Raw genomic sequence first — 26,959 nt, 5'->3', positions numbered from 1 at the left:
TTGAAGAGAGTCGGAGAGGATTTATCTTGCTCCCTTAAAAACGGACTCTCACATAAACCGGCGCTAATTCGGAAACTCACCCTCGGTAATCACAACCTGACAGGGCCCCGGCGGTGTCGTGCTCATGACGGTCTGACCATTTTCATCTTTAACGGTGATGGTCACCTTCTTCGGCTGACTCGCAACATCGACCTCGACCAACCCATAGCTATACTGATCGATCTGGATGCAGCTCGGCTGGTCTAATGTCGCCAACAACGTTTCGACCAGCGCCGGGTCGGCCCCCGCCTTTTGAAGCTCCGTCTTAAAGGTCGTTGTCGCGATCGGGCCGGCGATCACCTCCTTGGCCACCGGCTTCGGGTCCAAGAATCGGTTGATCCGAACATCGAGAATGATATTTCCATGAAGGTCGGTGGTGAGAAAGATGACATTTTTGATCGGGAGCGCCCGGATCAACTCGAGCAGCTGCGTCCGCTCCGCCAGGTATCCTTCCCATCGGTCGTACGGCATGAGGAACAGCTCCGAGACCGGCAGTTCGTTCACGATAAATTTAAAGGTGGCGTCGGAGAGGGAGAGGGAAAAGAGAAGCCAATAAAATTGGGCTTTGCCGAGGAAGGTCCGGGCCGGATCGGCCAGCGCGGCAATACAATCGGGACTGGTCAGCTCAGGCAGCCCGAACGGCAGGCGCAGTCGGGTCACCTCGGACGGCAGGCTGCCGAGTCCCAACGTCGGCGCCAGATCAGGGGTGCCGGCGGCGGTCAGGCAGGCGTTCGGAACATTGGGGCTTCTGAACATCCGCTCGTCCAATATAAAGAGCTCCGCATCTTTTCCCCAGCGAAACTTTCGATAAAGAATGTTCGGTGAGAAGGGATTCTCTCGAATCGGAAAATATTCTTTAAATGCCTTCAACCCGGCCGCGACGAGGTTCGGGTCGGTCGCCGTCCCGGAGAAATTGTCCCGGACCTCATGGTCGTCCCAAATCGCGTAGGTCGATGTGCTGGCGAGGAGAGAGCGCAACGCCGGCACCTGCCGGTTTTCTTTATAGCGGGCGCGGAACCCGTTGAGGTCCGACGCCGGTGGGATTCCCAACGCCGCCCCCGCCTCGGAGTCGGCGTAGATCGTGTCGCCGAGATAGACGAAGAAGTCGGGGTTGTCTCGACGGGCCGCATCGAGCACCTTAAAATCGCCGAAGATCCGCTGGTCGGTTCCGGGGATGCGGGTGCCGTCGGAATCACCGGTAAAGACAAACCGGACCGGCGCCGAGACCGTCTGTCGGGGGGCGGTTTTAAAAACGCCGACTTCGCTGACGGCCCCGGCCGGGGTGCCGAACCGGTAGTAATAAGTGGTCTGAGGAGTGAGCCGATTTACCTGAAGCTGAACGGTGAGATCATCTTCGACGCGGGCTTGCCCGAATTTCCGCTGGATCCCATGGGAAAAGGTCGGATCGGTAGAGACCTCCGCCGTTACCAGGCCCGGCTCCGCCAACCGGGTCCAGACGATCGCCTCCCGAGAAGTCACCTCCGCGCTGGCCACGCCGTCCGGAAAGGGATTGCTCTGGGCCCGCGCCGACGGCAACGCAATCAACAACATGAAGCCGATCGGGCCGACCCATGCGATGAGAAGCCGGGTAGAACGTTTAAAAGCCCTTCTCGTCATCTCCCCCTCCATTCATCGACTCTCCGACGTGAACCCCAATAGCAACCGTTTGGCGGCTATCCACCGACCCTCAGATTATTCTCGACACTCTTCACGCCGGCGGTGGTGGTTGCGAGCCGCTCCGCCTCCCGCTTCTGCTCGTCCGTTTTGACCAACCCATTCAGCTTCACAACCCCTTTGTTGCTTTGAACTTCGATATTCGCAAGGCGTGTCACCGGATTCGTGATCAGCTCCGTGCTCAACTTCGCGATGATCGACTTGTCCAAAACCACCTCGTCGGTCAGGACAATCTGATTGTTGACCTTTCGAAGCTCGCCGACGATTTGCCGGGTCACATCCTCGGCGCGGCGGCGCTCCTCTTCTTTTTCGACGAGGCCGGTCAGAGTCACGTTATTCCCTTCGATGTGCGGGGTAATTTCCCATGGCGCGGTCAATGGGTCGCTCTTTAATTTCGCTCGAACCTGTGCCTCAATCGCTTTGTTGGAGGGGGCCACTCCCGCCCGCTCTTTAGGGTGGGTGGTGCTGCAGCCCGATCCGACGAAAGCAATGAATAGAAAAAGCAGAATGAGCCTTTTCATCGATCTTCTCCTCCTGAGTTTGTTCATCCGAATATCCCAAGTCATACAGAACAGAAACGCAAGAAACAGGCCAATTCCATATAGCCTTTCCCAGCATATCCTTTTCTCGATTTTAAGATTAATTTGAGAAAAACTACGGAGAAGAAAGAGAGGATGGTTCGAAAGGAATTGCTCTAAATGTGTAAAAACCTGCAATTAGAACACTATTTCTAGATAGAGCGATCCGAGATATTTATAAGGATAAAGATCGGTTCTCTGGAAGGAGGATCTGGAAAAATTTCAGGAGGGAAAAAAGGTTACCGGAGCGACTTCAGATAGGCCTCCCACTCCATGAGAAGCATATATTTTTTATTCGTATTACACTCCTTGCAGGCAGGAACCACATTTCCCTTGGTGCTTTTCCCACCGCGGCCGATCGGAACGATGTGGTCCATCGTCAGCTCGGTCGGCTTGAACTTCCGGCCGCAGTAGTGACAGATCCCGTTGCTGCGGCGGCGCTTCCACCACTGGCTGTTTCGCAGCGCGCGCGCCTTTGCCTTCTCCCGCTTGATCTCGTCGTCATCGACCTCTGTATAGAACGGTTCGACCATCTCCGCTTCTGATTCCTTATTCAATGACCGCGACGACCGGCGCATGGTCCGACGGACGCTCCTCGCCGCGCGGTCCTTTATCAATCTCGCAGGCGCGGCAGCGGGCCGCCACCGAGGGGGTCGCCCAGATGTGGTCGATCCGAAGACCGAGGTTGCGGCGGAAGGCCGCGATCCGATAATCCCACCAGCTGTAGGCATTCCCCTCCGGATGGTGAAGACGGAAAAGATCCTCCAGCCCCCACGACTTCAGGTGGGCCAGCGCGGCCCGCGCTTCCGGATGGAAGAGCACCTCCCCTTCCCACCCCGCCGGGTCATATACATCGATCGGCTCGGGCGCCACATTGAAGTCGCCCACCATCACGAGCGGCTCGTCCGGTTTGTGACATTGATCGAGATAGGTTTTCAACCTTGCGATGAAGCCGAGCTTGTAGATGAATTTCGCGGAGCCGACCGCTTGGCCGTTCGGCATGTAGACGTTGATCACCCGGATCCCATCGATCGTCGCCGCCATCAACCGCTTCTGCTCGTCTAAAGGAAGGTCTGGAAAGCCGATCCGAACATCGGTGAGCGGCCGCTTTGATAATATTGCGACCCCATTATAGCTTTTCTGCCCGGCGACAGTCGGCTCATACCCTGCCGCACGAAAACCGTCCATCGGGAACTTCTCATCTTCCACCTTCGTCTCTTGAAGGCAGAGGAGGTCGGGCTCGTGCTTACGAAGCCAGCTCAAAATCGCCTCCTGACGGCTCCGAACTGAATTGACGTTCCAGGTTGCAACCTTGATCAAAACCTAAATCCTCCGACTGTTTCTTCGTCTCTCTTCATAGCATTTAATCTCCTCGATTTCAATTCCCAGGTTCCCCAATTTTCACTTGAATCTTCTCTCCTCCCTTTGATAACCTAGGTGAGATTTATCATCAAACAAGGAGGTCGAGATGAAGACGATCAACTGTAGAGATGCAGGTGTGGACTGTGATTTTGTGGCACGCGGACAGACCAACGAAGAGGTGATGAAGGCCGCGGCCGAGCATGGACGTCAGAAACATGGGATGACCAACATCCCACCCGAACTCCAACAAAAGATGAAAACGCTCATTCGGGACGAGAAAAAATAATCTAGAAAAGATAAAGAAAGACGGGCCGTCCCGAAAAAGACGGCCCGTCTTTTATGACAAACCCAACGCGGCAAAAAACGACGGGTAGAGGAAGGGCGGCTCATCCGCCTTGCTCCCCTATTTTTTATCCGCTCGATGATGTCCCCGCGCCACCGTCGCCTCGAACAAGAAGTGATAGACCTCCGCGTGCCGCTTCGTCTCCCAAAGGTCGGCCCCCCAGATATAGGCCCCATGATCCCGAACGAGAATGCAGTGCGCCCGCGCAAAGTCGGGATCTTCGATCGCGGTTTTAATCTGTCCCACCAGCTCCGGCTCACGCGGCGTGTTCCGGATGACCGGAACCGCGTGACGATCGAGGTTGCTCACCCCGCGAATCCCCTTGAGCATCTCCAGGTTTTTAAAGACAATCCGATCGGCCTCCCCGGCACCGTCGGCCAAATCGGCTGCCAACACCGATGAGAGGCCGTGACTGTGCATCACCGATCCGGCCCCCCTTTGATTGATCAACAGGCAAAAAATCGTCGCGCATTCAGAAAGACGAAGGGTGGTGTTCTTCGGCGGTTGAAGAACGCCTCCCCCGCGGCGATCGACGATGAAGAGATCGTCCGGTTGCACCCGCTCCTTATGAACGCCGGTCGGCGCCATTAAAAAGCGATCGGCATCGAGCCCGGCGCAGATCCCACCGCCGGTTCCGGCGACCCATCCCTTCTCATAGAAGAGGGTGAGGAACTCACAGAGCTGGGCGCGGACTATCTCCTCAGAAGCGGTTTCTTTCGACATCGACCTCCTCCTCCAAACAAAACGGCAAGAGGATAACATGCTTCTCCGGGCCGATCAATAGGAAAGCAAAACAGGAAAGCAAGACAGGAAATCCAGACGGGAAAGCGGGCCGGGAAAACAAGATAGGACCGCAGGAGAAGAAAGCACGAAATCAATGAAGCGGCCCTATCCTTTTGTATCGGCGATGGATAAGGCCGCTCTATTTCAGTTCTAGCGTTAAGCGGCCTCCACGTTCAGACCAAGCCAGGCTCGGATCAGATCGTGGCGGGTGATGGTCCCGACGAGCTTTTCCCCCCGGACCACCGGCAGACGGTGGATCTGAAGATCTTCCATCGCTTCACTCGCCTCTTCCAAGGTCGCCGTCTCATCGACCACGATGGCGATCGGGGTCATAATCTCATTTACCTGAAGCGTTTCCAACGGCTGTGACCCACGAAGGGCGCGGAGGATATCCTGTTCGCTGACGACCCCGATCACCCGGTCGGTTTCATCGATCACCGGCATGCCGGTATGTCCGGTATCGAGCAGCCGCGTCGCGACGTCAAAGGCGGAGCTTCCCTCCCTTGCATACAGAGGATTTCCCTTTTTAATCTGTCCGATCGTACCGAATTTAGGTCTCATCTACATTTCTCCTCTCATTATCGAGTCCTCTCGATCCTCATCCCCCACCCCTTTTTGATCACCACAAAATATGGGCTAATATAAAAATGTTATTCTTTTTTATCCAGTCGCCGCAAGCACCCCCTTCCAGGAAGGTCCTTGATCTTCGATCCGACCCGGTCTATACTGGCCGAAATCGAAGGACCCGCCTTGGCCGATTCGCTGATCCTAAAAGACATCCGAGAATATGAGGGAGACCCGCCGGTCCCTTTTCTGATGGAGAGCCTCCCCCGTCTCAAAAAAGGACGGGCGCTCGATCTTGCGATGGGAGAGGGGCGGAACGCCCTCTACCTCGCCCAAAATGGCTTCCAGGTCGACGGCGTCGATCTCTCTGAAGAGGCCGTCCGAAAGGCAACGGCGCTTGCCCGCTCCCACCGTGCGACCATTCACCCGATCGTCGCCGACCTCAATCACTTCTCGATTCGGCCCAAGTCATACGATCTGATCTGCTGTTTCTTCTTTTTGGCGCGTCCCCTCTTCTCCGCGATGGCGCAAGGGCTTCGATCGGGCGGCGCGATCGTCTACCAAAGTGTCACGACGGAGGAGCTGAAGATCAATCCGAACTTTCCGAAGGAGTGGTGTCTCGATCCCAACGAGCTTCTGCATGCCTTTAAATCACTTCGGGTGCTCTCCTACCAGGAGGCTCCTCCGCAAGGGACCACGAGCCATTCAGCGGTGGCCTCCCTTTTGGCCGTCCGGCCGGACGGGGTTTGATCCGATCGTTCGGAGCCGGAGGAAGCCGGACCGATTTGCACTCTTCCGTATAAAATGGTATTCTTTAAAAGCTTTTTGCCCTCGCCGCGGCATGGTTTCGGCGCCGCACCGTTTCGAAATGAGGGCTTGGGAGATCAATGGCGAGAAAGTACTTCGAGTGGATCACGAACCACGCCTATGCCGTGATGGCGGGGGTGGTGATTATTACCCTCCTTTTTCTTCTGAGACTTCCCCTCCTCAAAACCGAGCTCGATCCAAAACGGATTCTTCCGCAAGACCATCCCTATATCCAGATGAACAACAAGATCGAGCAGCTCTTCGGAGGGGGCCGCACGGTAGTCGTCGGCGTCGTCTCCAAAAACGGCACCATCTTTACCCCGCCGCTCCTGGCCAAAATCGATCGGATGACCCGTGAGATCGAGAAGATCCCCGGCGTCTACCCCGACAACGTCCTCAGCCTCGCCTCGCGAAGGGTCAAACACCTTCATGTCAATGACCAAGGATTCAACGTCGAGCGGTTAATGCCCGAGGTCCCGGGCACGCCGGAGCAGGCCGAGGCGATTCGTCAGCGGGTCTTTGCCAACCCCCTTTTTGTCGGCTCGCTCGTCTCGGCCGACGCAAGCGCCGCGGCGATCGTGATCGATGTCCAAGACACCGAAGCGGCGGAGAAGATCCGAAAGGCGACCGCCGCGATTGCGGAGGGGCCGGCCGCCGAGCCGGTGAGCGACCTGGCGATCTACAACCAGCTGAAAGCAATCGCCGACAAAGAGAGCGACGGGACCACTTCCATCCACCTCGGCGGACTGCCGGTCTCCCTCGCCTTTTTAGAGAAAGACACCGCCGTCATGAACCGATGGGTCTTCCCGGCGGCCTTCGTGATCATCATGCTGATTCATTACCTCTCGTTCCGGACCTTTCAAGGGATGATCATCCCGCCGCTGACGGCGCTCCTCAGCGTCATCTGGGCGCTCGGGTTTATCAGCTTCACCGGGATGAAGCTCGACCTTTGGACGAAGGGGCTGACGCCGATCTTAATCGTGGCGATGGCCGCCGGCCACTCGGTGCAGATCCTCCGCCGATTCTATGATGAGCTCGAGTATGCGATCGGGATGGACATCCCCGACCCGGCGCAGAAGACCGCCGTGGTCGAGGCGAACTCCAAAATGGCGCCGGTGCTCCTCACCGCCGGCCTCGTCGCCGCGGCGAGCTTTGCTTCGCTGATCACCTTTAAACTCTCCACCTTCCAGTCGTTCGGATTGATGACCGCCTTCGGCATCGTCAGCGCCCTCGTCCTGGAGATGACCCTTGTCCCGGCGCTCCGCTCGCTGATTCCGCCGCCGAGCGGAGAAGAGCTGGAAGTGGTCTTGCGGAAGACCTTCGCCGACCGCCTTCTCTCGAAAGTCGCCGCTTGGACCCTCGGCCCTCAGGCGAAGTGGATCTTGATCGGCGGGGTCGGTACGGTGTTGATCGCATTTCTTTTCGCCGACCGAATCGTCTTGACCAATTCACTGCGCGATCTCTTTTTCCAGCATACCGCGCTGCGCAAAGACGACCGGGTGTTAAATGAAAAGTTCGGCGGCACCTCGACGCTGAACATCCTCGTCAGCACCCCTCAGCCGGATGGCCTGAAAGATCCGAAGATCATGCGGGCGATCGAGGGGCTCCAGACCCGGCTGAAGGAGAATCCGGCGGTCGGCCGGACCGAGTCGTATGTTGACTACGTCAAGCGGATGCGGCGGACGTTCTATCAGGACGACCCGAAGTCGGAGCAGATTCCAGACAGCCCCGAAGAAGCGGCGCAGTTCCTCTTTCTCTACTCCGTCTCCGGCAATCCGGATGATTTCAAGCGGCTTGCCGATATCGGATATCAGAACGCGGTGATTTTGACCTTCCTAAAATCGGATACGACCCGTCTCGCCGAGCAGCTGGTCCAGACAATCAACGAATATAAAGCGGCGCACTTTCCCCCCGATGTGACGATCGGCATCGCTGGAAGTGTCCCGACGACCCTCGCGCTCAATGAAGTAATCATCCGCGGGAAGCTCTTGAACATCGTCCAGATGATCGCCATCACCTTTATCCTCTCCTCGATCATCTTTCGATCGTTCTGGGGCGGGGTCGTCGTCGTCATTCCGCTTCTGATCGCCGTCATCTGGAACTTCGGATTTATGGGATTGACCGGTATTCCGCTCGGGATCTCGACGGCGGCGGTCTCCGCGATGGCGGTCGGGATGGGGGCCGATTATGCGATCTACCTCCTCTATCGGCTTCGGGAGGAGCTCGCGCTCAACCGTCACCTTGAACGGGTGCTGCACGTCACCCTGACCACCGCCGGAAAAGCCATTCTTCTGATCTCCGGCGCGTTCGCCGCCGGCACCTTCCTCGTCACTTTTACCGGCTACTACTTCCATATGGAAGGGCTCCTGATGCCGCTCGCCATGCTGACGAGCGGTGCCGCCGCCGTGGTGCTGATTCCCGCCGTCGTCATGACCTTCCGTCCTCACTTCATCTTTCGCGTCATCCCTTCCGAGTGGATTGAGCTCTATACCCGCGGCGAGACGCAGAAGTTCAATGTCGAGGGAGATGTCGTTCGCAAACCGGGGAAAAAGTCCAAATAACCTCTCTTTTTTACCTGACCGTTTTGGCCTGGTTTGAGAAATAATCTCGATATAAAAAAGAGGTTGAAGTTTAAAAGATCGGTGTTATAATTCGCATACTTTATTTTCCTGCTCGACCCGACGAATCCCGAGTCCTCACAGAAAAGGCCGATGTCGCTCTACTCCCAAAATGAAATCCATATTCAAAGCAGCCTCCAGGCCTACCGAAAGCGCCTTATTTACCTCTCCGCCTCGGTATACATCTTCAGCCTCTTTCTGATCTTTGCCGTCTCCAGAACCCTTCCGCCGGAACAGGTCTCCTGGCCCGGCGTCATCTTTATTCTGGTCAGCGGCATTTTCTCGATTCTCGCCCTGATTGCCGTCCCCTGGCACCGGCTCCGCCCCGACTGGCTGCTGATCATGGCCTTTCTCTCGGTGGTCAAGATCCGTCTGCTGATCTCCGTCACCGGTGAAAGCGCCAGCCCCTTTTTCTCGCTCTATCTTTTCGTGATCATTTTATCGGGCGCTTTTTTCACCGGACTTCCGCTCCTCTCCGTGGTCCTCTCGGTCGTGGTCGTCTCGGCGAACGGCTTTTTCTTCGGACCGCGCCCGCACTTTGACCTCCAATACCTTCTTTCTATTTCGGTCTATGCTGTCGCGGCACTGGTGACCAACCTGCTCCTGAAAGACCTCTATCGAAAATCAGACCAGGCCCAGCGTGCGGCGGAGCAGCTCGAAACGCTCTACGAAGCCTCGCAACTCCTTCATACCGAGCCGATGAAGCAGCTCCCCTTTGGGCTGATTTTGGAGCTCGGCCGACGGGCCACGCGGGCACGGTCGGCGATTCTGGAAATTCTCGACGAGACCGGACACCTCCTCTGCTTTTCTAAAGCCGGTCCCTCCGCGGGCGACAGCGACTCTTTAGAAAAACTTCGATTGGATCTTCGCCCCTTCCATCCGGTCGGGTGGACCGATCCGCCGGAAGAAGCGGTGGAAGAAGTCTTCTCCGAGTCGAAGAGCCCTTGGACACTTCATGTCGGAGAAGGTCACCTCGAACTGTTGATCTTGGAAGAGAAGCCGATTGGGCGGATCTGCGTCGCCGACAAATGGGACGGGGCCCCCTTCAGCGCGGAAGATCAGATCATGCTGGTTCGCCTGAGCCGCGACATCGCAATCGAGATTGAAAAGAGACGGTTGCTGAAAAAGATTCAGACGATGGTAATCACCGACGAGTTGACCGGGCTCTCAAACCATCGACACTTCTACGAACGCTCGAAAGACGAGATCGAGCGGGCATCGCGGTATCTTCACTGCTGCTCTCTATTGATTATCGATGTTGACGATTTCAAGCCGATTAACGACACCTACGGTCATCCGGCCGGCGACGCCGCTTTGAAAGAGATCGCCCGGACGATCCAAGCGGCGGTCCGCAACACCGACCTCTGCGCACGGTACGGCGGCGATGAATTTACGGTCGTTCTTCCGGAGACGACGAAGGAGGCGACGCAGAATGTCGCGGAGCATTTGCGGGCCGCCGTTGCCGGCCTTCACTTTGAGTCGGGCGGCAAGGAGATCCCGCTGTCGCTCAGCATCGGGATGGCGACCTATCCCGAAGATGCAACCGATTTGACCACGCTCATCGCCGCCGCCGACGCCGCCCTCTATCATTCCAAACGGATGGGGAAAAACCGCATCTCCGCGCTGTAACACTCTTTCCAAGCCTGAACGAAGAATCCGCTTAAAATCCCAACCAACTTAATCCTGCTTTTCCGACCCACACCAGCGAGACAAGATAAATCCAGGTCAGGCCGGCCATCAGGTAGCCGGCGACGATGACGAGGCCGTCGTTCTCCATCATTCCCGCGGCGGTAAGCAGGATCGACCAGGCCGGCAGGGTGTTGGTGAACGGGATCGGAAGCGGGAGCGCCAAGACAAAGCCGCTGATCAGGATGGAGAGGCCGTTGAAGAAATTCAGCGAGGGCCACTCTTTGAAAAAGCGGAGCCGGGGATGGAGGATCTTCTCCAGACGGGTGGCGATCGCCAGCGCGGCGTGAATAATTTTTTCGAGGGTCGAATATGGAATCTCAATGGCGAGGAGCCGCCGCGGCAGCCACGGCCGCTGCCGCAGGGCGATCCGCAGGCCGAAGAACATCAAGATCAGGCCGAACGGGGTCGACAGGCCTGGCAAGGGGATCGGCGTGCAAAACGGAAGGGTAAGAAGAATGACCAAGACATCGAGCCCGCGGCCGTGGAGGATCTCGATGATCTTCCCGACCGTCATCCCCTTGCGGCCCGCTTCCCTCAGAATGAACCGAAGATCCTCCGAAAGCCGCGTGGGATGGGTTCCCGCATTCGATGTCAAAATTCCCGCTCCTCCGTTGATCCGGCCTGCGTGCTCTTTCGCATGATCGGATGATTATAACGAAGCGGAGGAGGGGGAACAATCCCCTTTCGAACTATTTGCGTCCCTCTCCGATCCCGATCGCTTCCGGAACGCCGCGCTCCGGGGTGGAGGGGAGAACTTTCAACGGCTGCGCCTTGACGACCGGGGTCATCGCGAGATCGGGGCCGGTTTTTGGGGTGGGATCCTTCTCTACTTTTCGGGCGATCCGAGAGAGCTTCCAATACAACGCCGCCATGCCGAAGATGGTTGATCCGACCTCCCGAAGGCGCCGCCAAGCAAAGACGAGTCGGCCCTCCTGCGGCAGCGACGGACGCCGCTCGGAGCGGTGCTTTCTCCGGATGATTCCCGCCTGAAGCGGATGAACCCCCTCGACAAACATCGATCCGCGGAACCAGAGCATCTGGCTGACCATCTTTCCGACGTTCCGCTCCCCGTCGGCCATCCGGCGGCGGAAGATCGTTTCGATATGCTCAAAGGTATAAAAGGTCTTCCAGGCGTCGTGATAAGCCCGCATCCACTCTTCCTGCGACATCTTTGAATGGGCCGTGCAGGGATGTTCGGAGTCGTATTTGTTCATGTCGGGATCGAGCCAGACCCCTTGATTGACCAAAATCTGATGGTCCTCCGAACCGGGGAGCGGCGTGAGAACAAAAAATTCGACCAGGTCGAGCGGCAGCTCGTTCTTGAGGACCTCGACGTCGCGCATCACCGACTCATAAGTGTCGTTCGGAAAGCCGATGATGTAGCCGGCATAGGTGACCGCCTTCGTCTTCCGCCACGCCTGGAGCATCGTCCGGTACTCTTCGACGTTATTCTGCTTCTTCCCGGTCTCCTTCAGCGTCGCGCTGTTGACACTCTCCAATCCGATAAAGACCTTCTTGCAGCCGGCCTTCGCCGCTTTTTCGATAAAGCGGGGGAGCCGGTGGCAGGCGGTGTCGACCTGAATTAAGAGCGAGATCCGGATCTTCTCCCGCTCGCGGAGGAGAATAATCCGGTCGAGGATCGCCTCCCAATTTCGGTTCCGGGCGAAATCGTCGTCGGTGATGAAGTAGCAGTTGAGGCCGCGCCGGTGATTCTCCCGGATGATCGCTTCGACGTCGTCGGCGGTCCGCCAGCGGGACTTTCTCCCCTGCACGTTGATGATGGTGCAGAAGCTGCACTCGAAGGGACATCCCCGTCCGGCATCGAAGGTCGTCATGTTGCCGACGACCCGCGTCACCGTCTCCACCGGCAAGATCGGCATCGGCTGGCCTTCGAGCGACGGGAGGTCCTTCATAAAGTTGTATAGCGGTTTCAGGCGGCCGTGCAGCGCATCTTCGAGCAGATCCCCCATCCGCTCCTCCACCTCCCCAGCCACCAGCGTGATCCCCTCGTCCATCGCTGCCTTGAGATCTTCGGGAAGTTCCTTCAGCATCGAGAGGCAGCCGCTGACATGAAACCCGCCGATCATCACCGTCAGGCCGGCGGCCCGAAACGGCCGCGCCAGATCGATGGACCGCGGGAACTGGTTCGACTGGACCCCTGCAAAACAGATGACCCCCGATTCATTCGGCGCCTTCAGTTGCTGAATGATTTTTTGAACCGGAATTCGCTGATTGATCTCGTCATAGACATCGATCGCGAGATCGACATCGGCCCCCAACCGTCCCGAAGTCCGCACCTGCTCGGTGATGGTGTAGAGACAGGCCATCGTATTGCTCGGAATCGCCGACCGCATCCATCGGATGACATACCCTTCATCGTCATAATGAGACGGCTTGATCAGGACAACGCGGAAAGATCGCTTCAAATCAGCTCCTTATACAGAAAGTCTTTAAACCAGACGTCCCTCTAGAGGGGAGGGGCCGGAGAACCAATGCCGGTGGAAATGTGGATTGGCATTTGCAGTATAGCAGTTTCTAAAAAAGAAACCAGAGGAATTTGCTCTGTAGAAAGAATTATCCAGGTGAATTTAGAGGAAGTCATTTGACTTCATCCAATGATAACACATCCCACGATCCGATATTCCGAGGCTGCCTCACGTCCGCTCCCCTATCCGAGGGATGGCGGAAGAGGTCGAGCTTCATCCGATTCTCCCCTCGCTGCCGGTCAGGGTGACCGGAGGGGGGTTGCGGTCGGCAGCGCGGTCCGCTCCTGCCCAACCGGAAATCGGAAGATAAAGGGGGTCATGCGCGGGAGGACCAATGTCCGAAACCGCAGGTCATAGACAATCGCCTCCGCCGTTTGCTCCGTGAGATTCCAAACCGGCGCTTTGAAGAACCACTCCAAACGATGCGCCAACGGGGTCCGCCGCGCTTCTTCGACGACCGGATGGCCGACCTCGGTCACCACCTCTTCGCGCAGATCGATTCCGGCTGTCCAGGGGTGGACGAGGTAGATCCGATATTGCTTCCCCTCCCGCGTGACCCCCCGCCACCGGTGCGGACCGAGCGGCTCCGGAAAGACATAGCTGAAGTCGACCGGAGTACCCGCCGCGGCGTTGACGATCTCCTGCGCCCGTAGCCGGCTCCAACCGCAAAAGGCAAGGTAGAGAAGAACCATCGCCGCTGAAATCTGCGAAAGTCCGATCAGCGATTCTTTAAACCGACGAAGGCGAACCAAGAGGAGCGGCATCGCCAGCAATCCGGTTAAAATCAGATCGATGATGAAGACGATGCCGAGCTCCGGACGCCAATCGCGCCATGGCCAGAAGAGCACCACGCCGAAGGAGTTGATCAGGTCGAAGAAGAGGTGGACCAACGCGCCGAGGAGGGTCAAACCGATCACCGTCGGCCACCGAAGCTGCGGATAGAACCGCCGCAAGATTGCACTTAGGATGAAAACCCAGATCGGCAAGAGCAGAAGGGAGTGCCCGAAGGTGCGCCGCATCAGGATGGCGGTCGGGTCGCCGGTGAGGACCACAGCGGCATCAATGTCGGGAAGGTTGTTGGCGAGCGCCAGGATCGGCACCGCCGGCTTGCCGATCCGCTTCCGGAAGAACGCATTCGCCATGACGACGCCGACGAGGGTGTGAGTGACGTTATCCATCTGAGGATTATAACATCGTCGAGGTCGGGCAAACAATCTACCGATGGAGCCGATCGCTTCTGATGGAATCAGTTTTGAGGAAAGCGGACCCTAACGCTGCATAAAGAGACCGCAGCGGATGGAGAATGTCTTTTCTAATTGATCGAGGGCCCGATCAACCTGGTGCATCTCCCGGTTCAGCCTCTCCGGATCGTCGATGGCCGCTTCCAAGGCATGCACCTGCTCTTTAATCGACTCGACTTCGACGAACAGGTCTTCATCGAAGGCGAGAAGCTGCTCGAGCGGGTCGATCGACCAGGGATCGAAGCGTCCCCGGTCATTTTGGCCTGCATACCGGATCAGGTTCCCCAGCTTGTCGATCTTGACCGAAAGATAGTCGATCCCTTGCAACAGGCCGAGCTCTTTTTTTTCTATTAAAGCATCCAGCGCCGGCTTGATCTTCTCCAGTCCACGACCGCACCCTTGTAACTCTGAAACGAGACTCAAGCGGACCACCCGGTCTCGCTCCCGAATCGCCTCTCGGTCCTGATGACCGGCCACACCGGGGACGATTCGCATCCATTCCTTCAGATCGTTTTTCCATCCCATCATTTCACCTATCTTCCTCACTAAAGCGCTAAAGCGGTCTATCCCTCGAATGACCGGAGCAGGTACCGATCCGGTCTCTCGGTGCAAAGGTAGCAGAGGTCGGTTCCCTGTCAAGGCGAGAGAAAAAAAACGGGCCGCTAACCCTGCTCGCGGAGGATGGTCCGCGACTCGCTGCCGAACGAAAAGCCCTCTTCCACCTTCCCTTGAATATTGAGTCTCTCCCCTTTGCGGGGAAGCGGCTTGGAGGTCACGACCTGAATCTCTCCGGTACCGTCGGTCAAAATAAAATATTTGTAGAGGACCAACGAATAGGCATCTTTGACCTCTCCGGCGACCTGGACCGTTTTGCCGACCCAATCGCGCGGATGGCCCTGGATTTCGCCGATCGGCACCTCCGGATTTTTCTTCTCTTTCGACATCGAGGCGCAGCCGGCCCCGACGAAAAACAGCGTGATCAAGATCAAAAGAACCCTGCCGGAACGTTGTTTCTTCATCTGTTTTCCTCCAAAACGCCTCTCTCCATTGTAAGGAATTTTCGGAGGGAAGCACAAGCGGGCCCCGGTGCGGCTTCTCAATCGGATTCTGATCTGTTATAGTTCCAAAAATTGGAGAAGAACGTTCAATGGCGGAATCATCTCTCCCCCTTCACTGCATCGACGGAGGCTCCGGTCCGCCGCTGCTGCTGATTCACGGACTCTTCGATCTTCTGGAGACCTGGGAACGGCTGATTCCCCTCTTATCGGATCAATTTAGGACGATCGCAATCGACCTTCCCGGCTTCGGAAAGAGCCCCCTTCCCGCCGCATGGGAAGAGAGTCTTTCGGGAATGATTGAAGCGGTGGTTCAATTTCTCGATGCCCGCGGGCTCGACAAGGTCTCGATCGTCGGGAGCTCGATGGGAGGGGGAATCGCCCTCGGCGTGGCCGGGAGGCACCCCGACCGGGTCGACCGGATTGTGTTGCTCAATCCATACGGTTTCCCCTCGACCCCCTATGCGGTCGAGGTCGCGCGAAGCCGCATCTTGGGCCGGCTCCTCCCTTTTCTCCTTCGAGAACCGACACTGAAGCGCTGTGCCCGATCGATCTTCCAACGCTCCCTTCACGACCCTCAATTGATCTCCGACGTTTTGATCGAGCGGGTGACCGCGCCGTTCGCCACCCTCCGGCAGCGCCGGGATCTTTTCCGATTCTTACGCGGTATCTCCGCCGTCGAGATGCGGGAAATCGATGCGCTCTTGCCCCAGATTCGTCAGCCGGTGCTGATCGTATGGGGTATAAACGACCGCTGGCTGACGATGGAGCATGCCAACCGGCTCCATCAACATCTTCCAAACAGCCGATTGATCACAATCCCCGACTGTGGCCATCTCCCGCAGATGGACAAACCCAAAGTGGTGGCGGAAGCGATCCATGAATTTATAAAGAGATAATCGACGCCGTCGCCGGGGAAGGGAAAGTCACTCCCGTCATTTGATCTTTTCATCGATTCCTCATAAAATACCGTCATGTTCTCAGACCTCGCGAACGATTTCCAAGGTGAAACCAATCCGCTCTACCGCGAGCGAAACGCGCTCCAAGCCCGCGGAGAGAAGATCATCGATCTTGTCTCCGGAAATGTCCACCATCATGATTTGGTTTACCCCCAAGGCACATTGGAGCGGGCGCTGCAAGAAGGAGCGCGCCTCGCCCAGACCTATCGGCCTGACCCGCTCGGCCAACAGACCGCCCGCGAGGCGATCAGCCGGTCCTATCTAAATGAAGGGCTCTCGATCCCGCCCGAGCAGATTCTCTTGACCCCCGGCACGAGCCTCTCCTACTGGTATGCCTTTCGATTGTTGGCCGATCCGGGGGATGAGATCCTCTCCCCGCGTCCCTCCTATCCCCTCTTCGATGCGATCGCTACGCTCGCAGGGGTCCGAATGATCGGCTATCGACTGAGAGAGGGGGCGCGATGGGAGATCGACTTCGATCAGCTCGAATCTCAGATCACGCCGCGATCACGCGCAATCATCCTGATCTCCCCTCACAACCCGACCGGCGCCGTCGCGACTGAGACGGAGATCGCGCGGATTGCCGAGATCGCCGGACGTCATCAGTTGGCCATCATTTCAGACGAGGTCTTTAGTCCGTTTCTCTTTAAGGAGCATCGGCTTCCCCGCCCGGCCGCGGCCGACGGACCGCTCGTTCTGACGTTGAACGGCTTCTCGAAGATGTTCGCCCTGCCGGGAATGAAGATCGGCTGGATGGCGGTTACCGGCAGAGCGCCGGAGGTCGAGAAGGCGATGATGGCGCTGGAGACGATCTCCGATACTTTTCTTCCGGTGAACGAAGCCGCCCAATTCGCCATCCCCGCGATCTTCGAAGGAGGAAAGACCTTCTCGGCCGAATATCAGGCCGCCATCGCAGAGCGTGCGCAGCGTGCGGTTCGGATCCTCTCCCCATCCCGCCGACTCTCTTTGATCCCGCCGGAAGGGGGCTTCTATGCCACCTTGCGATTGAATAATTCAAACGCCGACGAAGAAGAGATCGCACTCGAGCTCCTGCGCCGGGAACGGATCCTCGTCCACCCCGGCTACTTTTATGATCTCGATCCGGCGCATCTGATCTTAAGTTTTGTCTCAGCCCCTCCCCTGCTCGAAGAAGCCCTAAATAGACTCAATGTCTTCATAAACTCAGGGAGCCATCTCTAATGTTGTTACCTAATCAAATACCAAAAACTTGGGAATGGTAATGGCCCCAGACCCCCTGTATTAAGTTCGTGGGGTTTTACCCCCCCACGGCCGAACTCGGCGCGACCGCACAAAGAGCAGTGCGGACTGTGCCTCAGACAGGCGCCCTGTAAAGGTAGATGGAACATTTCATTTATAGCGGTGGCACACTGCGTCCTCGCTCCACCCATCCCCCAGTGGGGCCCTTGCGCTCCGACACAGCGTGCCACCGAGGAGATAAACCCAAATCTAGTACTGTTTGTGTTTGAATTAAAAAAGATCGTAAGCGACTGCGCGACAAGGGCGTACTACGCCCCCCCACGCTGCTGCGTTTTATATCAGATGTCTCACCGACCGAATCAGGTCACCTGTCGAAGCACCATCCACGATGCTCTTTCGTGCGTGGTGCAAGTTGTGACCGTAAGGGGGGAGCGGGGGGGATCTCTCCCCCCGGCTGCACGGGGAGGCCTTGGGGTGGGGCAAGGCGCACCTGGTGTAACGATCAGAAATCCATCTTCTTCTCCTTGCGCCGGCCCCACAGATGATAAACGGCCGGGCAGTCGGCCCCCACGGTGGGGGGTGGGGCGAAACCCCACGCCCTATGCCTTCAAATAAGACGCTGCCCATGATTCTCCAAATTTGACTTCAATCAATCCCCCGTTATAAGCTGAATCTTCTCCGTCGAAAGTGATTTCTGAGCAAAATGCCATGGACTTTATGACCGCCCAGAACCGGGCGCGTTTTTTCGAAATCTGGAAGAAAGCAAAAGAGAACCAACCGATCGAGGGAGAAGAGGCGCTCTTCGCCGAAATCATGCTGGAGCATCGCGAGCACCATTCACTCTTCGATCTCGGCGAGGGGGCGTTCAATATCGACTTCGCCGCCCGCCGCCAGACCAATCCCTTTCTCCACACGGCGCTCCACGCGATGGTGGAGCAGCAGATCCGATCGCATCAGCCGGTCGAGGTCGAACAGGCGCTGCTGTCGCTCCTCTCCCGCGGAGAGTCTCGACACGAGGCGCTCCACCGGATCGGCGGGCTGCTTGCTCAGACGATTCATGAGGCCGTCACGCAGAACAAATCGATCGACGAGGCCCGGTATCTGTCAGGCCTTCGCGAATTCATCCGCTAATCTAAAAGGAGGGACCATGGAGAGACATCTTGCGGAAGGGGTACCGGCCCCCGATTTTAACCTTCCCACCCAGGAGGGAAAAAGCATTCGGCTTTCCGACTACAAAGGAAAGAAAAATGTGATCCTCTATTTTTATCCGAAGGACGACACCCCCGGCTGCACCAAAGAGGCCTGCAATTTTAGGGATGACATCAGCAAGTTTCGGGCGGCCGACGTTGAGATCCTCGGCGTCAGCACCGATCCGGTCGCCTCGCACCAGGTCTTCGCGCAGAAATATCAGCTGAATTTTCCGCTCCTCGCCGACGACAAGAAAGAGGTCGCCCAGCTTTACGGCGCGCTGAACCCCGAAAAGGGATATGCCAAGCGGATGACTTATCTGATCGACAAAGCGGGAATCATCCGTCGGATCATTCCCGCCGTCCAGGTCGACGGACACAGCGAAGAGCTGCAGCGGGCGGTCAAAGCGCTCGCCCCCACCCTCCCGATCGATTAGTGGTTCGACCGGGAGGGAGACGGTGTCCCGATGTCGATAGATCGAAAACCCACAACCGCGGCGCTTAACCTCAGCGCCGATCGAGGAGAGCGGATCGGCAATCCGAAAGGCGCGCCGGAGGGAATGGCAATCGAATATCTTCTTCCGGGAGGATTGAAGGACGATCTGCTCTATCTAGAAGGACCGTGGCGGCGCTTCTCCGACCGGTTGACCTTTTCAGGCCCCGGCGGCGGCGCGATCTATATTCGGTATACGGCGAAGGAGGTCTGTCTGGTGATGTCGTCGGAGGAAGAAGCGGTCATCTGGATCAATCACGATCGGCGAAAGATGCGGCGGGAGGAACTCGGTCCGGATGGGATGATCGATGATAAGGGGCGCGCGTGGGTCCGGGTCACGGCGCATCGGAACTATCGGCTGATCCGAAATCCCGGCGCTGAACAACACGAGCTCCGGCTCTTTACTCAGGCGCGGGGGCTCTCCCTTTACGCTTTTACCTTCGATTCCGGCGACTCCGGAACCGACTCGCCGCAGTAGGCGACGGCACGCAGGCCGAGATCGTCGATCATCTTCAGGTCGTCTTCCGGCGTTCGGCCGAGCGTCGTGAGGTAGTTTCCAATGAGGGTGTGGCTCGCGCCGGCGGCGAACATCCACGACTGCAAATCGCGCAGATGGACTTCCCGCCCCCCGGCGGTCATGATGTCTTTCGACGGGAGCATCAGCCGATAGACGGCGATAATTTTTAAGATTTCCATCGGACGGAGCGGCGGCAGATTCTCGAACGGCGTCCCCTTGATCGCATGGAGGAAGTTGAGCGGCACGACATCGGCGTCGAGCTCCTGGAGGGCGACGGCGAGCTCGACTCTCTGATCCGGATTCTCTCCCATTCCAAAGATCCCGCCGGAGCAGATCCCGATCCCCGCTTCCTTACAATATTGAATCGTCCGGACCCGGTCGTCATAGGTATGGGTGGTACAGATATTGGGGAAGTGCGATCGGGCGGTCTCGAGGTTGTGGTTATAATAGGCGAGTCCCGCCTCTCTTAATTTGAAGGCGATCTGCCGGTCGGCAATGATCCCGAGCGAGGCATCGGTCCGGGTATGTCCGGCGGCAACCAGCTCCCGAATCCGCTGCAACACCGCTTCGAGCTCCCGCCCTTCACGCAGTCCCCACCAGGCGGCGACGATGCCGAACGCCTCGGCGCCGTTGCTTCCCGCCTCCTTGGCCGCCTGGATGATCCCGTCCGAATCCATCAGAGGATAGGTCGGGACCCCGGTGTCGTGATACGCCGATTGCGCGCAGAAGTTGCAGTTTTCCGAGCAATTTCCCGCCTTCGCATTGACGATCGAGCAGAGGTTGATCTGATCGCCCCGGTGGTGATGCCGAACGCGATTGGCCGAGGCGATGAGATCGAAGAGATCGGGCCCGGCCACCTGCATCAGCCGGCATCCTTCTTCATAGGTCAGCCGCTCTCCGGCAATCGCCTTCTCTTCCATCCGACGGATAAAATCCCGCATCGTCCCCTCCCCTTTTATTCCAGCATTCCAACCGTGACAATTTTGGCGGAGTTTAGCATAAGACTTTCTTTAAAGCCATTTCTTTTTTCTGAAGAAATGGAGCATCCCGGCGGTGACGATGAGCATGATGCCCAGGACGACGAAGTAACCGTACCGGGTGTGGAGCTCTGGAATGTTGTCGAAATTCATTCCATAAATTCCGGTGATCAGGGTGAGCGGCATCAACGTCGCCGTGAAGATCGTCAAGACTTTCATGATTTCATTGAGGCGATTCGAGATCACCGAGAGATAGGCATCGAGGGCGCTGGTGATCAGGTCGCGGTACGATTCGGCGAGGTCGGTGATCCGGGCGAGGTGATCATAGATGTCGCGGAAATAGATCGCCGCCTTCGGGCTGATCACCGGAAAATTGTCCCGGCTCAGCCGATTGAGGATCTCCCGCTGGGGACTGGCGACCCGACGGAGATGCATGATCTCTTTCTTGAGGGTAAAAATTTTGTTCAGCGTCGCCCGGTCCGGGTGCGAGAAGACCTCCTCTTCGATCCGGTCGATCGCCGAATCGAATTGATCGAGCACCGGAAAGTAATTGTCGACCATCGTGTCGAGAATTTCATGCAGGAGAAAATCGACGCCGTGCGTGATCGACGGCCCCTGCTTCACGCAGCGCTCCTTCGCTTTGGCGATGCTGCGGGAGGGCTCGTCGTGGTAGCTGACGAGATAATTCGGACCGAGAAAGAAATTCATCTCGGCGGTGGCGAACCGCTGGTCATCCCCCGCGCGCGATCCATGGAGGACGAGAAAGATGTAATCGCGGTAGTCGTCAATTTTGGGAAGGAGGGTCTCCGAGATGCAATCTTCAATGGCGAGCGGATGAAAATGAAAAACCGAGGAGAGGATCTCCGATTCCGCCGCTGTCGCCGCTTCCAGATCGACCCAGACCTGGTTTTTCGAATCTTTGAGGAGATCGGAGAGAAGGGAGACCTCTTTGAAAGAGCGCAGCCCTGCTTCTTCCGAGTAAACCAGAACCGAAATCATAACCGAACGCTCAGAGGGAGCAGGCCCGGTTTAGGAGCTGGATCAGGACGTTCACTCCGCAATCCGAAATCCGCACCCCGCATTCTATCCCCCTCCCTCATCCCCGCTCGATCTCCTCCAGGAAGAGGGCGCCATACTGGGCCAACTTTTTCGGCCCGATGCCGCTGATCTGAAGGAGCTCGGCTTCGGTGTGAGGACGCTGCGCCGCCATCTGGAGCAACACCGCGTCGCTGAAGACCAGATAGGCCGGCAGTCCCCGCTCATCGGCGATCCGCTTTCGAAGCGCCCGGAGCCGGGCGAAGAGCTCTCCTCCCTCTTGGAGGACCTCCTCGCGCGCCGGGAGCGGCCGCTTTTTCCCCCGGAGAACCGACGCCGCTCGGTGCGTGGGACGGATCTCTTCGAGCAGATCCCATTTGGCGCAGAGGTCGCATGCGCTGCCGCAGGCGGCAATCGTCTCGCCGAAGTAGCCGACAAGCCGCTGATGGCGACACCCCTTCCCCTCGGCAAACGAAAACATCTCCCGTGCCTGCGCCCGGCTCTTCTCCCGGACCTGCGGATCGTTCGCCGCGTCGGAGAATCGATCGTAATTGATCACCTCCGACCAGGAGTAGAAAAGGACGCAGTCGCTCTCCACCCCGTCGCGGCCGGCGCGGCCGATCTCCTGATAATAAGACTCGATGCTCTTCGGCATGTCGCGGTGGATGACATAGCGGACGTTCGGCTTGTCGATCCCCATCCCGAAGGCGACGGTCGCGACAATCACGTCAATATCGTCCCGGCGAAACGCCTCCTGCGCCGTGCTTCTCTCTGCGGTCTCCATCCCGGCATGGTAAGCGAGGGTCCGGACGCCGTTCTCTTTTAAGAAGGCGGCGGTCTGCTCCGCCGATTTGCGGCTGAGGCAGTAGATAATTCCCGGCTGCCCGGCGCGAGATCGAACCAGATTGAGAATCTCCTCTTTCGTCTCCAGCCCTCCCCCCTTCTTATAGCCATGCAGGCGGAGGTTCGGCCGGAAAGACGACCCGCGGAGGCGGCGCGGCGCAATCATCCCGAGCTGCTCGACGATGTCCGAGACCACCGCCTCGGTGGCGGTCGCCGTCAATGCCAAAACCGGCACCTGTCCGAAGCGGGATTTGAGACCGGAGAGACTTCGATAGGAAGGGCGGAAATCGTGCCCCCAATGGCTGATGCAGTGCGCCTCATCGACCGCAATGAGGCTGATTTGACAGGTCATGAGCAGCTCGAGCAGAAAGCCCTCGAGCCCCTCGGGAGCGGCATAGATCAGACGGTATTCGCCCCCCTTCAGACGGGCGATCCGCTCGCGCCGTTCTTCGAGCGTGAGGCTCGAATTGACAAAGGTGGCCGGAATGCCGACTTCGGTCAATGCGTCGACCTGGTCTTTCATCAATGCAATCAGGGGAGAGATGACGAGGGTGGTGCCGGGAAGAATCCGGGCCGGGATCTGATAGGTCAATGATTTGCCGGCCCCGGTCGGCATCACGCCGATGCAGTCGCGTCCGGAGAGAACGGCCTGAATGATCTCTTCCTGTCCGGGGCGAAAATGGGTGTAGCCGAAGATCGATTCGAGAATCGACTGCGGTGAGGTGCGCGCGCCGAGGTCGGCCGGGGTCGTCGCCGCCAACCGCTTCAGGGAAGCGACCAACGACGCCGTAAAAAGAGACGGCTCCGCCCGGAAGAGCGCCCGAAGAAAATCAAGGCGTTGGTGGAAGAGGCGCGCCCCCTCGCCTGGGTCGGTTTGCCCCAATGCGACGAAGCGCGCCAGCGCTTCCACTTCTTCCGCCACCCGGTCCTTTGTCCATGTTTGAGCCATTGCCGGTGAGCTTAATGGAGATCGGCAAAAAACTCAAGGGGGAAACGGAGCGGCTTCAAGATTCGCCTTCGATCGGTGGAGAAGGGGGTGCTGTCGACCCAACCGCAGCCACCGGGGTCTCCTCCCCCTCGGTCGATCCTTCCGTCGGACTCTCCGTTGAACCTTCCGTCTGACTCCATCCCGGACCGAAATCGAGGATGATATATCCACCCGAGGTTTGATCCTTTTCCAGCACGAGCCACTTCCGGCTCTCAGCCTCTTCCAAAAGCTGATTGAAATTCCGGAAGCCGTAATACGACTCGTTGAAGCCGGGCTTCCGGCGACGCAGCGTCTGCTTGACCATGGAGCCCCAGACTTTTCGCTCGCCCCGCTCGTTGAAGATCGCTTCGACTGTCTCTAGGACCAGGTTCAGCGCCTCGTTCCGCTTCGTCTCCCGCTTCTCTTCATCCTCTTTCACCTCGGTCTTGACGACCGGCGCTTTGGTGGTTGTGGTCGGTCGGGCCGGGGCCGGCTTCGGCTTGCGCCGGCCGGTCTCCCGGACCAGGTCGTCATAGAAGATAAACTCATCGCAATTGGAGATAAGGAGGTCTGAGGTCGATTTTTTCACCCCCACCCCGATCACCGCCTTGTTGTTCTCCCGCAGCTTGCTGACCAGCGGTGAGAAATCGGAATCACCGCTGATAATTACAAACGCGTTGATGTGCGACTTCGTATAGCAGAGGTCGAGGGCATCGACCACCATTCGGATGTCGGCGGAATTCTTCCCCGACTGTCGAATGTGTGGAATCTCGATCAATTCAAACGCGGCCTCATGCATGCCGGCTTTAAACTCCTTATACCGGTCCCAATCACAGTACCCCTTCTTGACCACGATGTTCCCTTTAAGCAGAAGCCGCTCCAATACCTTATCGATATCGAATTTGGCATAGCGGGCATCGCGTACGCCGAGCGCAACGTTCTCCAGATCACAAAAAACAGCCATATTGAATGTATTCTCAGTATTGGTCGCCATCGATTCAGCACTCCTTTCAAAATGACAGGCCATTTTACCCTGTTTTGATGAGACAGACAAGCACCGATCTATTTTGGGGAGTTCTCGTTCAAATTCGACAGGGTCCGGTCGGCTGAGGGGGATCGAAACAAACGTGAAGCAAACGGCCGCTTTTCGGGCGATTTCCTCCCGAAAAGGGTGTAAGAACCTCGATAAAATCCTTGACAGCCACTATTGAAAAAGGTATCCTTTTTTTAACTTTTCTGGAGCAAAATAGACATGGTAAAAGTTCGTTTTTTCGCGGTCCTTAAAAAAATTGTTGGGAAAGAAGAGGTGGTCCTGGACGTTGAAAAAGGAACCACCTTGGAGCAGCTTCTCGGTCGGCTGGAGCGGGAGCTCCCCCCCTTGAAAGATATTTTGAAGGAGGGGAGAATTCTCATCTCCGTCAACCAGGAAGTCGTTCCCAAAGAATGCCTGATTCAAAATGGGGATGAGATCGCTTTTCTCCCCCCGTTCGCCGGCGGATCCTAGCGCGGATGCTAGGATAGACCGGTGTCCTTTATAATCCCCTGATGGATAAGGAATCGCATCGATGGATACAAAACAGCTTTCCGAAAGAATCCGGATTCAGACCGAAGATTTCAGTGTCGAAGCAGAGACCAATAAGGTGAAGAACAGCTCCAAACGGATCGGTGGCATCGTCACCTTTCTCGGCACGGCGCGGGACTTCTCCAAAGGTCGGGACATCAACAAGATCGATTTTGAGCATTACCCCGGCATGGCCCAGAAGCGCCTCGCAGAGATCCGGGAGCAGGCATTAAAGGATTATGACATCATTGAGGTCTCGATCATTCACCGGGTCGGTGAAATTCCGGTGGGCGACAATATCGTTCTGATCGTGGTCGGCGCGGAGCACCGGAAGGACGCCTTTCGGGCCTGCTCCTGGTGCATCGATGAATTAAAGCGGATCACGCCGATCTGGAAAAAAGAGACGACCCCCCAAGGGGAGGTCTGGGTCGAAGAGCATCCATAAACGACATGCTTTGGATCGAGGATCAAAAAAAAGGGATGGAGTGAATCCATCCCTTTTTTTTGATGAAGTCTGTTTCAGCCGGCGCGGCCGTTACTTGCTCTCCTCGAAGAGCCCCAGCTGAATGATCTCCTCGCCGGTGAAAGGGATCGGATAATTGCCGGAGAAACAAGCGGTGCAGAAATGCCGATTCTCTCCCTCTTCCGAATTGTAGACAGCGCGAAAAAGCCCTTCCATCGAGAGGTAAGAGAGGCTGTCTGCGGTAATATACTTTCGGATTTCTTCGACGCTGTGGCTTGATGCCACGAGCTCTTGCCGGGTCGGCGTGTCGATCCCATAAAAACAGGGCGAGACAATCGGCGGAGAGCTGATCCGGACATGGATCTCCTTCGCCCCGGCCGCCCGGATCATCTTGACGATCTTTCGGCTGGTGGTTCCTCTGACGATCGAGTCGTCGACCACCACCACCCGCTTCCCCTCCAAGATTTCCCGCACCGCATTGAGCTTGATCTTCACACCGAAGTGACGGATCGACTGCTGCGGCTCGATAAAGGTCCGGCCGACGTAGTGATTACGAATCAATCCGGTATCATAGGGAACGTCCGAGGCCTCCGAATACCCCAATGCGGCGGGGACGCCGGAGTCGGGGACCGCAATGACGATATCAGCCTGCACCTTTCCCTCACGGGCCAATTCCATTCCAAGGCGCTTGCGGATCTGGTAGACATTCTTGTTAAAGATACGGCTGTCCGGCCTCGCAAAGTAGATATATTCGAAGACGCACTGCGATGGGGAGACTTTGGAGAAGGGCTTAAACGAAAAAATCCCCTTCTCATTGATCTGAATCACCTCTCCCGGCTCGACATCCCGGACATATTCCGCATCGATCAAATCAAAAGCACAGGTCTCCGAGGCTAAAACATACCCCTCCTTTATCTTTCCGAGGCAGAGGGGACGGACACCGTACGGATCGCGGACGCCGATGAGCCCTTCTTCCGAAAGAAAAAGGAGAGAATACGCCCCCCGCACCCGCTCGCAGGCGTCGACAATCCGCTGAATCAGACGCTCCTGGCGGGAGTGGGCGATCAGATGGATGATGACCTCGCTGTCCATGGAAGATTGAAAGATGGCGCCGTAGGCTTCCATCTCATCCCGAAGAAAGCTCGCATTGATCAAATTGCCGTTGTGCACCATCCCCAGCCGGCCCAAGGCGTAATTGACCATCAATGGCTGGACATTCTCCAGGCAGTTGTCTCCGGTGGTCGAGTAGCGATTGTGACCGATCGCAGCATGTCCTTTCAATCGCTTCAACCGATCTTCCGAGAAAATGTCGGCGACCAACCCGGTTCCCTTTTCTTGATGGAAGTCATTCCCATCATAGGTGACGATGCCGCTCGCCTCCTGGCCGCGATGTTGGAGTGCGTAGAGGCCGAGATAGGTCAGGTTGCCCGCCTCAGGATGTCCGTAGACCCCGAAGATCGCGCATTCTTCCTGTAATTTATCGAAAACCAATTCGTCCAA

The 26,959-nt window shown here is 57.3% G+C and carries 27 protein-coding genes; 11 read left to right on the top strand and 16 right to left on the bottom strand.

Translation table 11 applies throughout. The features are described from left to right. Positions 1-63 precede the first annotated feature (63 nt). From HY282_18740 to xth, 4 genes are all read right to left on the bottom strand, one after another. Positions 64-1,656 carry an alkaline phosphatase D family protein gene (locus HY282_18740; GenBank protein MBI3805795.1) on the bottom strand — a complete coding sequence of 531 codons (1,593 nt, stop codon included), beginning with the start codon at positions 1,654-1,656 and terminating at the stop codon, positions 64-66. 56 nt (positions 1,657-1,712) lie between these two features. Beyond that, entirely contained in the window at positions 1,713-2,234 is a 522-nt protein-coding gene (locus HY282_18735) for a BON domain-containing protein (protein MBI3805794.1), read from the bottom strand. A 296-nt stretch (positions 2,235-2,530) separates the two neighbouring features. Continuing rightward, the gene (locus HY282_18730; protein ID MBI3805793.1) at positions 2,531-2,824 is read right to left on the bottom strand and encodes an HNH endonuclease; all 294 of its coding nucleotides are present in this window, start codon (positions 2,822-2,824) and stop codon (positions 2,531-2,533) included. A 16-nt stretch (positions 2,825-2,840) separates the two neighbouring features. Next, entirely contained in the window at positions 2,841-3,608 is a 768-nt protein-coding gene (xth, locus tag HY282_18725) for an exodeoxyribonuclease III (GenBank protein MBI3805792.1), read from the bottom strand. Positions 3,609-3,759: 151 nt separating this feature from the next. On the opposite strand from xth, the gene HY282_18720 reads away from it, so the two are divergent. Further along, the gene (locus HY282_18720) at positions 3,760-3,939 is read left to right on the top strand and encodes a DUF1059 domain-containing protein (GenBank protein MBI3805791.1); all 180 of its coding nucleotides are present in this window, start codon (positions 3,760-3,762) and stop codon (positions 3,937-3,939) included. 117 nt (positions 3,940-4,056) lie between these two features. On the opposite strand, the gene mtnB is transcribed toward HY282_18720, so the two are convergent. Both mtnB and HY282_18710 read right to left on the bottom strand, forming a co-directional pair. Beyond that, positions 4,057-4,719, bottom strand: a complete 663-nt coding sequence (mtnB, locus tag HY282_18715; protein ID MBI3805790.1) for a methylthioribulose 1-phosphate dehydratase — start codon at positions 4,717-4,719, stop codon at positions 4,057-4,059. A 216-nt stretch (positions 4,720-4,935) separates the two neighbouring features. Next, positions 4,936-5,340, bottom strand: coding sequence for a CBS domain-containing protein (locus tag HY282_18710; protein ID MBI3805789.1), 405 nt, complete (start codon positions 5,338-5,340; stop codon positions 4,936-4,938). A gap of 255 nt (positions 5,341-5,595) precedes the next feature. Between HY282_18710 and HY282_18705 the strand changes: the two genes are divergently transcribed. The 3 genes from HY282_18705 to HY282_18695 all read left to right on the top strand — a co-directional run bounded on the left by HY282_18705 (position 5,596) and on the right by HY282_18695 (position 10,397). After that, positions 5,596-6,093 (top strand): methyltransferase domain-containing protein, encoded by a 498-nt coding sequence (locus HY282_18705; protein MBI3805788.1) that lies wholly within the window; start codon positions 5,596-5,598, stop codon positions 6,091-6,093. Between the two features lie 137 nt (positions 6,094-6,230). Next, a complete protein-coding gene (locus HY282_18700) occupies positions 6,231-8,711 on the top strand; it encodes an MMPL family transporter (protein MBI3805787.1) in 2,481 nt (826 codons plus the stop codon). A 150-nt stretch (positions 8,712-8,861) separates the two neighbouring features. After that, positions 8,862-10,397 (top strand): diguanylate cyclase, encoded by a 1,536-nt coding sequence (locus tag HY282_18695; protein MBI3805786.1) that lies wholly within the window; start codon positions 8,862-8,864, stop codon positions 10,395-10,397. 31 nt (positions 10,398-10,428) lie between these two features. Here HY282_18695 and HY282_18690 read toward each other — a convergent pair whose 3' ends face one another. The 5 genes from HY282_18690 to HY282_18670 all read right to left on the bottom strand — a co-directional run bounded on the left by HY282_18690 (position 10,429) and on the right by HY282_18670 (position 15,203). Then, positions 10,429-11,052: an exopolysaccharide biosynthesis protein gene (locus tag HY282_18690; protein MBI3805785.1), complete on the bottom strand. Its 624-nt coding sequence runs from the start codon at positions 11,050-11,052 to the stop codon at positions 10,429-10,431. Positions 11,053-11,146: 94 nt separating this feature from the next. Further along, positions 11,147-12,811 (bottom strand): radical SAM protein, encoded by a 1,665-nt coding sequence (locus HY282_18685; protein ID MBI3805784.1) that lies wholly within the window; start codon positions 12,809-12,811, stop codon positions 11,147-11,149. A 371-nt stretch (positions 12,812-13,182) separates the two neighbouring features. Continuing rightward, positions 13,183-14,121: a metal-dependent hydrolase gene (locus HY282_18680; GenBank protein ID MBI3805783.1), complete on the bottom strand. Its 939-nt coding sequence runs from the start codon at positions 14,119-14,121 to the stop codon at positions 13,183-13,185. Between the two features lie 90 nt (positions 14,122-14,211). Next, positions 14,212-14,712: a hypothetical protein gene (locus HY282_18675; GenBank protein MBI3805782.1), complete on the bottom strand. Its 501-nt coding sequence runs from the start codon at positions 14,710-14,712 to the stop codon at positions 14,212-14,214. A gap of 134 nt (positions 14,713-14,846) precedes the next feature. Beyond that, positions 14,847-15,203 carry a hypothetical protein gene (locus HY282_18670; protein ID MBI3805781.1) on the bottom strand — a complete coding sequence of 119 codons (357 nt, stop codon included), beginning with the start codon at positions 15,201-15,203 and terminating at the stop codon, positions 14,847-14,849. A 128-nt stretch (positions 15,204-15,331) separates the two neighbouring features. Here HY282_18670 and HY282_18665 point away from each other — a divergent pair, with 128 nt between their 5' ends. The 5 genes from HY282_18665 (at position 15,332) to HY282_18645 (ending at position 19,574) form a co-directional block, all read left to right on the top strand. Then, a complete protein-coding gene (locus tag HY282_18665; protein ID MBI3805780.1) occupies positions 15,332-16,138 on the top strand; it encodes an alpha/beta fold hydrolase in 807 nt (268 codons plus the stop codon). 75 nt (positions 16,139-16,213) lie between these two features. Further along, complete coding sequence (locus HY282_18660; GenBank protein ID MBI3805779.1) at positions 16,214-17,398, top strand: pyridoxal phosphate-dependent aminotransferase; 1,185 nt, start codon at positions 16,214-16,216, stop codon at positions 17,396-17,398. Between the two features lie 726 nt (positions 17,399-18,124). Then, positions 18,125-18,547: a DUF1841 family protein gene (locus HY282_18655; protein ID MBI3805778.1), complete on the top strand. Its 423-nt coding sequence runs from the start codon at positions 18,125-18,127 to the stop codon at positions 18,545-18,547. A gap of 16 nt (positions 18,548-18,563) precedes the next feature. Next, a complete protein-coding gene (locus HY282_18650) occupies positions 18,564-19,040 on the top strand; it encodes a peroxiredoxin (protein ID MBI3805777.1) in 477 nt (158 codons plus the stop codon). A gap of 30 nt (positions 19,041-19,070) precedes the next feature. Further along, positions 19,071-19,574 (top strand): hypothetical protein, encoded by a 504-nt coding sequence (locus HY282_18645; protein MBI3805776.1) that lies wholly within the window; start codon positions 19,071-19,073, stop codon positions 19,572-19,574. Here HY282_18645 and bioB read toward each other — a convergent pair. From bioB to HY282_18625, 4 genes are all read right to left on the bottom strand, one after another. Then, positions 19,523-20,554: a biotin synthase BioB gene (gene bioB, locus HY282_18640; protein MBI3805775.1), complete on the bottom strand. Its 1,032-nt coding sequence runs from the start codon at positions 20,552-20,554 to the stop codon at positions 19,523-19,525. The two genes, HY282_18645 and bioB, sit on opposite strands and share 52 nt — an antisense overlap. Before the next feature lie 69 nt (positions 20,555-20,623). Then, positions 20,624-21,589, bottom strand: a complete 966-nt coding sequence (gene corA / locus HY282_18635; GenBank protein MBI3805774.1) for a magnesium/cobalt transporter CorA — start codon at positions 21,587-21,589, stop codon at positions 20,624-20,626. Between the two features lie 97 nt (positions 21,590-21,686). Continuing rightward, positions 21,687-23,417, bottom strand: a complete 1,731-nt coding sequence (locus HY282_18630) for an ATP-dependent DNA helicase RecQ (GenBank protein ID MBI3805773.1) — start codon at positions 23,415-23,417, stop codon at positions 21,687-21,689. A 55-nt stretch (positions 23,418-23,472) separates the two neighbouring features. After that, a complete protein-coding gene (locus HY282_18625) occupies positions 23,473-24,429 on the bottom strand; it encodes an NYN domain-containing protein (protein MBI3805772.1) in 957 nt (318 codons plus the stop codon). A gap of 258 nt (positions 24,430-24,687) precedes the next feature. On the opposite strand from HY282_18625, the gene HY282_18620 reads away from it, so the two are divergent. Continuing rightward, positions 24,688-24,939: a MoaD/ThiS family protein gene (locus tag HY282_18620; protein MBI3805771.1), complete on the top strand. Its 252-nt coding sequence runs from the start codon at positions 24,688-24,690 to the stop codon at positions 24,937-24,939. Between the two features lie 61 nt (positions 24,940-25,000). Beyond that, entirely contained in the window at positions 25,001-25,441 is a 441-nt protein-coding gene (locus tag HY282_18615; GenBank protein MBI3805770.1) for a molybdenum cofactor biosynthesis protein MoaE, read from the top strand. Between the two features lie 90 nt (positions 25,442-25,531). Here the strand turns inward: HY282_18615 and HY282_18610 are convergent, their stop codons facing one another. Continuing rightward, positions 25,532-26,959 carry an amidophosphoribosyltransferase gene (locus HY282_18610; protein ID MBI3805769.1) on the bottom strand — a complete coding sequence of 476 codons (1,428 nt, stop codon included), beginning with the start codon at positions 26,957-26,959 and terminating at the stop codon, positions 25,532-25,534.

It is taken from the genome of Candidatus Manganitrophaceae bacterium, from assembly GCA_016200325.1.
GTDB lineage: Bacteria > Nitrospirota > Nitrospiria > SBBL01 > Manganitrophaceae > Manganitrophus.
The sequence above is the reverse complement of the archived record's forward strand: the minus strand, read 5'-3'. Positions and strand labels throughout refer to the sequence as shown.

Bases quoted from the DNA above. Each gene is read 5' to 3' on its own strand.
- HY282_18660 (MBI3805779.1), top strand. From the start codon at position 16,214: ATGTTCTCAGACCTCGCGAACGATTTCCAAGGTGAAACCAATCCGCTC.
- HY282_18735 (MBI3805794.1), bottom strand. From the start codon at position 2,234: ATGAAAAGGCTCATTCTGCTTTTTCTATTCATTGCTTTCGTCGGATCG.
- HY282_18645 (MBI3805776.1), top strand. From the start codon at position 19,071: ATGTCGATAGATCGAAAACCCACAACCGCGGCGCTTAACCTCAGCGCC.
- HY282_18630 (MBI3805773.1), bottom strand. From the start codon at position 23,417: ATGGCTCAAACATGGACAAAGGACCGGGTGGCGGAAGAAGTGGAAGCG.
- corA (MBI3805774.1), bottom strand. From the start codon at position 21,589: ATGATTTCGGTTCTGGTTTACTCGGAAGAAGCAGGGCTGCGCTCTTTC.
- HY282_18620 (MBI3805771.1), top strand. From the start codon at position 24,688: ATGGTAAAAGTTCGTTTTTTCGCGGTCCTTAAAAAAATTGTTGGGAAA.
- HY282_18680 (MBI3805783.1), bottom strand. From the start codon at position 14,121: ATGGATAACGTCACTCACACCCTCGTCGGCGTCGTCATGGCGAATGCG.
- bioB (MBI3805775.1), bottom strand. From the start codon at position 20,554: ATGCGGGATTTTATCCGTCGGATGGAAGAGAAGGCGATTGCCGGAGAG.
- HY282_18625 (MBI3805772.1), bottom strand. From the start codon at position 24,429: ATGGCGACCAATACTGAGAATACATTCAATATGGCTGTTTTTTGTGAT.
- HY282_18665 (MBI3805780.1), top strand. From the start codon at position 15,332: ATGGCGGAATCATCTCTCCCCCTTCACTGCATCGACGGAGGCTCCGGT.
- HY282_18615 (MBI3805770.1), top strand. From the start codon at position 25,001: ATGGATACAAAACAGCTTTCCGAAAGAATCCGGATTCAGACCGAAGAT.
- HY282_18740 (MBI3805795.1), bottom strand. From the start codon at position 1,656: ATGACGAGAAGGGCTTTTAAACGTTCTACCCGGCTTCTCATCGCATGG.
- HY282_18695 (MBI3805786.1), top strand. From the start codon at position 8,862: ATGTCGCTCTACTCCCAAAATGAAATCCATATTCAAAGCAGCCTCCAG.
- HY282_18670 (MBI3805781.1), bottom strand. From the start codon at position 15,203: ATGAAGAAACAACGTTCCGGCAGGGTTCTTTTGATCTTGATCACGCTG.
- HY282_18700 (MBI3805787.1), top strand. From the start codon at position 6,231: ATGGCGAGAAAGTACTTCGAGTGGATCACGAACCACGCCTATGCCGTG.
- HY282_18650 (MBI3805777.1), top strand. From the start codon at position 18,564: ATGGAGAGACATCTTGCGGAAGGGGTACCGGCCCCCGATTTTAACCTT.
- HY282_18685 (MBI3805784.1), bottom strand. From the start codon at position 12,811: ATGCGGTCGGCGATTCCGAGCAATACGATGGCCTGTCTCTACACCATC.
- HY282_18720 (MBI3805791.1), top strand. From the start codon at position 3,760: ATGAAGACGATCAACTGTAGAGATGCAGGTGTGGACTGTGATTTTGTG.
- HY282_18705 (MBI3805788.1), top strand. From the start codon at position 5,596: ATGGAGAGCCTCCCCCGTCTCAAAAAAGGACGGGCGCTCGATCTTGCG.
- mtnB (MBI3805790.1), bottom strand. From the start codon at position 4,719: ATGTCGAAAGAAACCGCTTCTGAGGAGATAGTCCGCGCCCAGCTCTGT.
- HY282_18730 (MBI3805793.1), bottom strand. From the start codon at position 2,824: ATGGTCGAACCGTTCTATACAGAGGTCGATGACGACGAGATCAAGCGG.
- HY282_18710 (MBI3805789.1), bottom strand. From the start codon at position 5,340: ATGAGACCTAAATTCGGTACGATCGGACAGATTAAAAAGGGAAATCCT.
- HY282_18655 (MBI3805778.1), top strand. From the start codon at position 18,125: ATGGACTTTATGACCGCCCAGAACCGGGCGCGTTTTTTCGAAATCTGG.
- HY282_18675 (MBI3805782.1), bottom strand. From the start codon at position 14,712: ATGATGGGATGGAAAAACGATCTGAAGGAATGGATGCGAATCGTCCCC.